The 8,209-nt window shown below is 66.5% G+C and carries 8 protein-coding genes; 4 read left to right on the top strand and 4 right to left on the bottom strand.

Going from position 1 to position 8,209, the window contains the following annotated elements; genetic code table 11:
• On the top strand, positions 1–616 hold a 616-nt coding region (locus tag H926_RS0102270), incomplete at its 5' end, for an STAS domain-containing protein (protein ID WP_022674856.1).
• 17 nt (positions 617–633) lie between these two features.
• Positions 634–1,263, top strand: a complete 630-nt coding sequence (locus H926_RS0102265; protein WP_022674855.1) for a ParB-like protein — start codon at positions 634–636, stop codon at positions 1,261–1,263.
• 18 nt (positions 1,264–1,281) lie between these two features.
• Here H926_RS0102265 and H926_RS0102260 read toward each other — a convergent pair whose 3' ends face one another.
• The 3 genes from H926_RS0102260 to H926_RS0102250 form a co-directional block, all read right to left on the bottom strand.
• Entirely contained in the window at positions 1,282–2,148 is an 867-nt protein-coding gene (locus tag H926_RS0102260) for an SMP-30/gluconolactonase/LRE family protein (protein WP_022674854.1), read from the bottom strand.
• 84 nt (positions 2,149–2,232) lie between these two features.
• Positions 2,233–4,029: an IlvD/Edd family dehydratase gene (locus H926_RS0102255; RefSeq protein WP_022674853.1), complete on the bottom strand. Its 1,797-nt coding sequence runs from the start codon at positions 4,027–4,029 to the stop codon at positions 2,233–2,235.
• A gap of 9 nt (positions 4,030–4,038) precedes the next feature.
• A complete protein-coding gene (locus tag H926_RS0102250) occupies positions 4,039–5,175 on the bottom strand; it encodes a galactose-1-epimerase (RefSeq protein WP_022674852.1) in 1,137 nt (378 codons plus the stop codon).
• A 192-nt stretch (positions 5,176–5,367) separates the two neighbouring features.
• Between H926_RS0102250 and H926_RS0102245 the strand changes: the two genes are divergently transcribed.
• Complete coding sequence (locus H926_RS0102245; protein WP_028657472.1) at positions 5,368–6,663, top strand: sugar MFS transporter; 1,296 nt, start codon at positions 5,368–5,370, stop codon at positions 6,661–6,663.
• Positions 6,664–6,797: 134 nt separating this feature from the next.
• On the opposite strand, the gene H926_RS0102240 is transcribed toward H926_RS0102245, so the two are convergent.
• Complete coding sequence (locus tag H926_RS0102240) at positions 6,798–7,619, bottom strand: FadR/GntR family transcriptional regulator (protein ID WP_022674850.1); 822 nt, start codon at positions 7,617–7,619, stop codon at positions 6,798–6,800.
• Positions 7,620–7,732: 113 nt separating this feature from the next.
• Between H926_RS0102240 and H926_RS25210 the strand changes: the two genes are divergently transcribed.
• Positions 7,733–8,209: aldehyde dehydrogenase family protein (locus tag H926_RS25210; RefSeq protein WP_043607502.1), on the top strand; the 477-nt coding region annotated here is incomplete at its 3' end.

Raw genomic sequence — 8,209 nt, 5'->3', positions numbered from 1 at the left:
GCCGGTGCTGGCCGCTGTGGTCGTCGCGGCGCTGACCCACGCCCTGTCACCCGCGCCGTTGCTGCGCCCGTGGAAAGTGGGGCGCGACCGCTGGACCGCCCCGGCCGCCGCGCTGGGGGTGTTGAGCCTGGGCGTGCTCGATGGGCTGCTGGTGGCCGTGGGCCTCAGCCTGGCGCAACTGCTCTATCGCCTGGCCCATCCCTCGCTCAGCAAGTTGGGGCAACTGGGCACCAGCCACGATTATGTCGACATGGCCGCCCACGATACCGCGCGCGCAGTGGGCGGGCTGGCTATCTTCCGGCCCAATGCCCCCCTGTTCTTTGCCAATGCCGAAACCGTGCTGGGCCTGGTGGCGCGCCGCGCGCAAGGGCTGGGCGTGCCGGTGGTGGTCTTGAGCCTGGAAGAGAGTGACGATCTCGATACCACCGCCGCAGAGGCGATCGGCGAATTGCACGCCACGCTGGCACGGCGCGGCGGACGCCTGATCCTGGCGCGCACGCATGATCGCGCGCGCGCGGTGCTAGCGGCATCGGGCCTGGGTGATCTGGCACGCGATGCCACCTTCAGCGTTGCCGATGCCGTGGCATTGGCGCAGACTGCGCCGCGGCAGGCGTGAAGCATGGAGCGTGAGTCATGGGGCTGGCCGGTCCGATCCAACCGATTCTCAAGACCGTGGCGATTGCCGACCTGCGCCCCACGCAGATGACCGTTGGCCTGCGCGAGGTGGAGCGCAAGCGCCGCGACTGGGCGCGCCGCAACGAAGCCAGCGCCGCCGGCGAATTTCTGGGTGCACACATGATCCCGGCCGTGATCGGTCCCGATGACCAGCTGTGGATGCTCGATCACCATCACCTCGCCCTGGCGCTGCATCTGGAAGGGGTGGAAGAAGTGCTGGTGTCGGTGGTGGCGCGGCTGGCGCACCTGCCGCGCAAGCGGTTCCTGGCGTTTCTCGACGCCAACAACTGGCTGCACCCCTATGATGCGCGCGGCCGCCGCCGCGAATGGAAGGCGCTGCCCCATCAGGTGGGCAAGCTGGAGGACGATCCCTGGCGCTCGCTGGCCGGCGATGTGCGCCGCGCCGGCGGCTATGCCAAGACGACGCGGCCCTATGCCGAATTCCTGTGGGCCGATTTCTTTCGCGATCACATCGGCCCGCGCAAGCTGGCCAACAAGTTTGACCAGGCCCTGCGCGAGGCGATCGAACTGGCCCGTGGCCACGGCGCGCGACACTTGCCCGGCTATGCCGGGGTGGAAAGCGATTAAGCGCGCGGCTGACCTGCGTTAGCCGTAGACACCCGGCGCAAACCCGGTGGCGCCGCTTTCCACCTCGAACAGGGCGCCATCATATTCGCCCGGATCGGCAAGGCCAACGCGCGCGCTGGTCACGAACATGCGATCATGCCGTTCGCCGGCAAAGGCGATGTTGGTGATACGCCGCGCCGGCAGGGCAATCGCGCGGTCGAGCCGGCCATCGGGGGCGAAGCGGCTGATCCGCCCACCATCCCAATGCGCCTGCCACAGAAAACCCTGCGCGTCACAGGTCATGCCATCGGGATAGCCATCATCCTCGGCCAGGCGAACGAACACCTCGCGCGGGCCAACCCCCTCGTCGGTCAGCGCGAAGCGATAGATCACCCGGCGCGCGCTGTCGGCGTGATAGAGCCATTGCCCACATGGCGAGAACGCCGGCCCATTGGGTACGCCATAGCCGCTGTCGATAACCTGGAACGTGCCATCGTGCGCCAGGCGATAGAGCGTGCCGTTGTCCTGCTCTTCGGCCATGTCCATCGTGCCGCACCAGATCGCGCCGTGGGCATCGGCCTTGCCATCGTTCATGCGGTTGCCGGGCAGATGCGGCTCTGGCCCACTGCGCGGCCCGATCACCGGCGCGCCCGACGCGGGATCGAAGGCGATCGAGGCGACGCCGCCGCGAAAACCGCCGATCAGGCCACCCACTTTGGCCTCAGCCACCCAGCCGAGCGGCTCGGGCATGGTCCAGCGGCTGATCGCGCCGCTTGCCAGATCCATGCGGTTGAGCGCGGGGGCGAGGATGTCGGTCCAATAGAGCGCGCCGTCGCGTGGGCACCACAGCGTGCCCTCGCCCAGGATATCGGCCACGTCGCGGTCGATCTTGCGCCACAAAGCCATCGCGCTCCGGTCCTCTCTATCGCGCCAGGTGGGAAAGTGCGGTGTGCGCCACGCTTTCCCATGCCGGTCATTGCCGTGTTCCGATCAATGATTGTCGCGCGGCAGGCCCATGGTCTGGGCAATCCGCTGATACTTCTCCGCGCCTTCCAGAATGGCGCCCGTGTTGAGCTGGCCGACCACGGCGCGCTGGATTTCCTGCCACGGCGTCTGGCTGGCGGGATAGGGATAGCCACCCTTGGCCGCCAGCGCGGCACGGCGCGCTTCCAGTACGTCGTCGGCCACCAGCACGTTGACCGTGCCGGCCTTGAGGTCGATGCGCACGCGATCGCCGGTTTCGAGCAGGGCCAGGCCGCCCATCGCCGCCGCTTCCGGGCTGGCGTTGAGGATCGACGGGCTGCCCGAGGTGCCCGACTGGCGCCCGTCGCCGATGCACGGCAGCGCGCTCACGCCCTCGGTGATGAGGTAGGACGGCGGCCGCATGTTGACCACTTCGGCCGCGCCGGGATAGCCGATCGGCCCGGCGCCGCGCATGAACAGCAGGGTTTCGGGCGTGATCCCGACGGCAGGATCATCGATGCGGTGGTGATAGTCTTCCGGCCCGTCGAACACCACGCAGGGGCCTTCGAATGCTTCGGGATCGGCCGGGTTGGACAGATAGCGCGCGCGGAATTCCTCGCTGATCACGCTGGTCTTCATGATCGCTGCGTCGAACAGGTTGCCCTTGAGCACCAGGAACCCGGCTTCTTCCACCAGCGGCTGGGCGAACGGGCGGATTACGCGTTCGTCCTCGATTTCCACGCCACGGCAGTTTTCGCCCATGGTGCGGCCGTTGACGGTCATCGCGCCTTCGCGGATCAGGCCCTGGCCAATCAACTGGCCCACCACCGCCGGAACCCCACCAGCGCGATAATAATCCTCGCCCAGGTATTCGCCGGCCGGCTGCAGGTTGACCAGCAGCGGCACCTTGTGGCCCAGGCGCTGCCAATCATCGAGCGGCAGGTCCACGCCGACATGGCGGGCGATGGCGGCCAGGTGGATCGGCGCGTTGGTCGATCCGCCAATCGCGGAATTGACGACGATGGCGTTGTGGAACGCATCGAGCGTGAGGATATCAGACGGCTTGAGGTCTTCACGCACCATGTCGACGATGCGCTTGCCGGTGTGATAGGCGCATTCCTGGCGATCGCGATAGGGCGCGGGGATCGCCGCCGAACCAGGCAGCATCATGCCCAGCGCCTCGGCCAGCGAGTTCATCGTCGTGGCCGTGCCCATGGTGTTGCAATAGCCGGTGGACGGCGCCGACGAGGCGACGAGCTTGATGAAGCCATCGGCATCGAGTTCGCCGGCGGCCATCATCTGGCGGCCCTTCCACACGATGGTGCCCGAACCGGTACGCTCGCCCTTGTGCCAGCCATTAAGCATCGGGCCCACCGACAGGGCGATGGCCGGGATGTTGACGGTGGCTGCCGCCATCAGCAGCGCGGGCGTGGTCTTGTCGCAACCAGTGGTCAACACCACGCCATCGATGGGATAGCCATAGAGCGCCTCGACCAGGCCAAGATAGGCCAGATTGCGATCGAGCCCGGCGGTGGGCCGCTTGCCGGTTTCCTGGATCGGGTGCACCGGAAATTCCAGCACGATGCCGCCCGCTTCGCGCACGCCTTCGCGGATGCGCTCGGCCAGCACGAGGTGGTGGCGGTTGCACGGGGAGAGGTCGCTGCCGGTCTGGGCGATGCCGATGATCGGCTTGCCGCTGCGCAGTTCTTCCAGGCTCAACCCGAAGTTCAGATACCGCTCGAGATAGAGCGAGGTCATGTCGATGTTATCGGGATTGTCGAACCAGGCGCGGCTGCGCAGCTTCGGGGTCTGGTGCTCGGTCATAAGGGCCTATCAGCGCGAGGTGGAAACGCGATAGACCATGACATGCCGATAGGGCTTGCCAGGATCGACGCGCGCGGAAACGAACGACGGGTGGTTGGGCGCATCGGGGAACTTCTGTGGTTCCAGCGCGATGCCATCGCCCATGCGATAGAGGTGGCCCTGCTTGCCGACCAGAGTGCCATCGAGGAAATTGCCGGCATAGAACTGCACGCCCGGCTCGGTGGTGAGCACTTCGAGCACGCGGCCCGAGGCAGGATCTTCCAGCCGCGCGGCAAGGCCCGGCTGCGCCGTCACGCCCTTGTCGAGCGCGAAGTTGTGGTCATAGCCACGGCCATAGACGATCTGCTGGTCGCGCCCATCGCGCAGGCCATCGGCGACGCGGCGCGCTTGCGTGAAATCGAACACGGTGCCGGCCACCGGGCGCAATTCACCGGTGGGGATCAGCGTGGCGTCGATGGGCGTAAACGCCTTGGCCGGAATGGTCAGCACATGATCCATCGCGCCCTGCGACGATCCTTCGCCAGCGAGGTTGAAGATGGCGTGGTTGGTCATGTTGATGATCGTGGGCTTGTCGGTGGTCGCTTCGAACGCGATCGTCAGATTGCCCGCCTCGTCCAGCGAATAGGTCACCGTGGCCTTGACCGTGCCGGGATAGCCGGCGTCGCCATCGGGGCTGACATGGCTGAGCACGACGCTGGCCACTGCGCCGGATTTCACCGACACCACTTGCCACACCTGCTTGTCAAAGCCCTTGCCTCCACCATGCAGGCTGGCGGCCTTTTCATTGAGCGGTAGTTGATAGGCCTTGCCATCGAGCGTGAACTTGCCGCCTGCAATGCGGTTGGCATAGCGGCCCACGGTGACCCCGAAATAGTTGGGGTGATCGACATAGCCAGCGAGGTCGTCATAGCCGAGCAGCACGTCGGCCGGCTTGCCGGCGCGATCAGGCACGACCAGCGCCTGCAGCGTGGCGCCATAGCTGAGGATGCGGGCCGAAACGCCATTGGCGGCCTTGAGCGTAACGGCAACAACCTTCTGACCATCGGCCAGCGAACCTGCCGCCTCCTGGCTTGCCTGGGCAGCATGGGCACCGGAAAACGGCACAAGCGCCAGCAGCGCGGCAAGGGAAGCGGCCTTGGTGTTCATCCTGGTCTCCATGGTCGGCCTTTCTTGCCCGCTGGGCGGCACGTGAAAACACGTGCGCAGCCATTGACGTGGCCGTACCCGAGCATATAGTCCGACAAATAGAAAGAGCGCAAGCCGGTTCGCAAGCATCATGACGGGATGGCGAGGCCGCGCATTGCCGTTGCACACACACCCCTTCGAGAGAGGATGGACATGCCCCCAGTTGCTTCTTCGGCTGCGGCTTCCGCTGCCCCTGGCGAGGGCTTGCCGCCCGGCGCCAGCTATGGCCGCGCGCTGGCGCTCCTGGCCACGCTGTTCTTCATGTGGGGCTTCATCACGGTCATCAACAACACCCTGCTGCCGCATTTGCGCGCGGTGTTCGACCTCAACTATACCCAGACCACGCTGATCGAATCCGTGTGGTTCATTGCCTATTTCGTCGCCTCGATCCCCTCGGCCAAGCTGATCGAGAAGATCGGCTACAAGATGGCGATGGTCACCGGCCTGCTGATCATGGCCGCTGGCGCGCTGGGCATGATGGTGGCCGCCTCGATTCCGTCCTATGGCGTCACGCTGGTCATGCTGTTTGTCATCGCCAGCGGCATCACCCTGCTGCAAGTCGCGGCCAATCCCTATGTCGCCGTCGTCGGCCCGGCCGAAACCGCGTCGTCGCGGCTCACCCTGGTGCAGGCGCTCAACTCGGCCGGCACGATGCTGGCCCCGCTGTTCGGCGCCTATCTGATCCTGGGCCGCTCCAAAAGCGGCACGGCCAGCGCCACCACCGTGCTCACCCCGGCCGAGCGCCTGGCCGATGCGCATTCGGTGATCCTGCCTTATGGCCTGGTTGCTGCCGTGCTGGTGGTGCTGGCCGTGGTGATCGCGCGCTATCCCCTGCCCGCCATGGGCAGCGCCACCAGCCGCATGGCGGCAGACGAGCGCAAGCACCATTCGCTGTGGGCACATCGCAACCTGGTGTTCGGCATTCCGGCGATCTTCATCTACCTGATCGCTGAAATCGGCGTGGCCAACCTGTTCGTCAACTTCGTCAGCCAGGGTGATATCGCCAACCTGACGCACGAGGAAGCCGGCCGCTATCTGACCTTCCTGTGGGGCGGGATGATGGTGGGCCGCTTTGCCGGCGGGGCGATCATGCAGAGGGTGCGCGCCGAAACCGTGCTGGCCCTGGCCGCCGTGGGTGCATTCGTGGTGATGATGATTACCGTGTTCACCCACGGGCCCGTGGCGATGTGGGCACTGATCAGCGTGGGGCTGTTCCACTCGATCATGTTCCCCACGATCTTTACCCTCGGGATCAAGGGCCTTGGCCCGCTGACCGAGGAAGCATCGGGCCTGCTGATCATGGCGATTGCCGGCGGCGCGCTGGTGGTGGTGCAGGGCAAGCTGGCCGATGCCTTTGGCCTACAGACCTCGTTCCTGCTGACCGCCGCGTGCGAACTTTACATCATCTTCTACGCGCTGTGGGGTGCGAAGACCAAGGCAACAGACTGATCGGCTCCTCCCCGAAACGGGGAGGGGGACCGCGCGAAGCGTGGTGGAGGGGATTGCCCGCCTGAAACGGCGTGCAAGGCGGAAGCTCCCCTCCACCAGCCTGCGGCTTGTCCCCCTCCCCGTACCGGGGAGGATCAGCGGTTTACGGCAGCTTCGATCGCGCTGGCGGTGTCTTCCAGGGCCAGTTGCACCAGAACGCCCATCGCCTGGGAGGCTGCCTCGCCATCGCCTTCGGCAATCGCGTCATAGACGCGCGCATGATCGGGAATGGGATTGCGCGGCAGTTCCCGGCTGCGCTGCTTGAACCGGGTGGTCCAGTGCACCGCCGCGCCGATGCTGGCTGACAGCACCATGAGCGCGGCATTGTGGCTGGCGCGCAGCACCGCATCGTGGAAATCACGGTCAGCCGCGCGGCCGGCATCGTTGGTCAGCGTGTGCCGCCGCATCGCCGAAAGGGCATCACGGATCGCCTTGAGATCGGCCTTGTCGCGGCGCTGGGCCGCCAGGCGCGCGGCGGCCGGTTCCACCACGGCGCGCAGTTCGAACAGATCGCGCACGAATTGCAGATCGGGTTCGCCGGCAAAGGCCCAGGCGAGCACTTCAGGATCGAGCAGATTCCAGCGGTCGCGCTCCAGCACGCGGGTGCCGGCCTTGGGGCGGCTTGCCACCAGGCCCTTGGCGGTCAGTACCTGGATCGCCTCGCGATAGGCGCTGCGCGACACTTTGAGTTCTTCGGCAAAGGCCACCTCGCCCGACAGGATATCGCCTGGCTGGTATTGGCCCGACAGGATCGCCGTGCCCAGCTTGTGGGCGATGGCCCCATGCAGGCGCCGGCCAGGGCCGCGCGCCGGGCTATCGCGCTCCTCGGCCGCGACACTGTCCGGCGCCGCGCTGTCGGCGGCGCTTTCCATTGCCTTGCCCTTGCGCGATTTGTCCGGGAACTGCCGTTGCGTCACTGTCTCGATCGCCTCCTGTCAAACGTGGGTAGCAGGGAGCGACACGGGGTGAAACGACTATTATTGCGTTTGTCATGCTGGCGGAATATGTCGGAGTAAATAGGGAGAATCCGATGACCGAATTCCGCTCGACCGACGCCCACACCGGGCAGCCCCATGGGCCCGCCCTGACGGTGCACGGCCTTGACGATGTGGCCCGGCTGTGTGCCGCGGCCGAGGCGGCGTTCGACATCTATCGCGCCACGAGCCGCGAAGCGCGTGCCCGCTTCCTCGAAACCATCGCCGAGGAAATCCTTGCCATCGGCGATCCCTTGATCGTGGCCGCCATGCGCGAAAGCGGGTTGCCGCGCGCGCGGCTGGAGGGCGAGCGCGGCCGCACGGTGGGCCAGTTACGCCTGTTTGCCGGCGTGGTGCGTGCAGGCGCATGGCAGCAGTTGCGCATCGACCCGGCCCTGCCCGATCGCCAGCCCCTGCCCCGCCCCGATCTGCGTCTGCGGATGATCCCGCTTGGCCCGGTGGCGGTGTTCGGTGCGTCCAACTTCCCCTTGGCGTTCTCTACCGCCGGGGGTGATACCGCCTCGGCGCTTGCG

This window comes from Novosphingobium sp. B-7, from assembly GCF_000410615.1.
Lineage (GTDB): Bacteria > Pseudomonadota > Alphaproteobacteria > Sphingomonadales > Sphingomonadaceae > Novosphingobium > Novosphingobium capsulatum.
The sequence above is the reverse complement of the archived record's forward strand: the minus strand, read 5'-3'. Positions and strand labels throughout refer to the sequence as shown.

What these genes read in the sequence shown, in the direction of transcription:
- H926_RS0102265 (WP_022674855.1), top strand. Translation starts at nt 634, where the DNA reads ATGGGGCTGGCCGGTCCGATCCAACCGATTCTCAAGACCGTGGCGATT.
- H926_RS0102260 (WP_022674854.1), bottom strand. Translation starts at nt 2,148, where the DNA reads ATGGCTTTGTGGCGCAAGATCGACCGCGACGTGGCCGATATCCTGGGC.
- H926_RS0102255 (WP_022674853.1), bottom strand. Translation starts at nt 4,029, where the DNA reads ATGACCGAGCACCAGACCCCGAAGCTGCGCAGCCGCGCCTGGTTCGAC.
- H926_RS0102250 (WP_022674852.1), bottom strand. Translation starts at nt 5,175, where the DNA reads ATGAACACCAAGGCCGCTTCCCTTGCCGCGCTGCTGGCGCTTGTGCCG.
- H926_RS0102245 (WP_028657472.1), top strand. Translation starts at nt 5,368, where the DNA reads ATGCCCCCAGTTGCTTCTTCGGCTGCGGCTTCCGCTGCCCCTGGCGAG.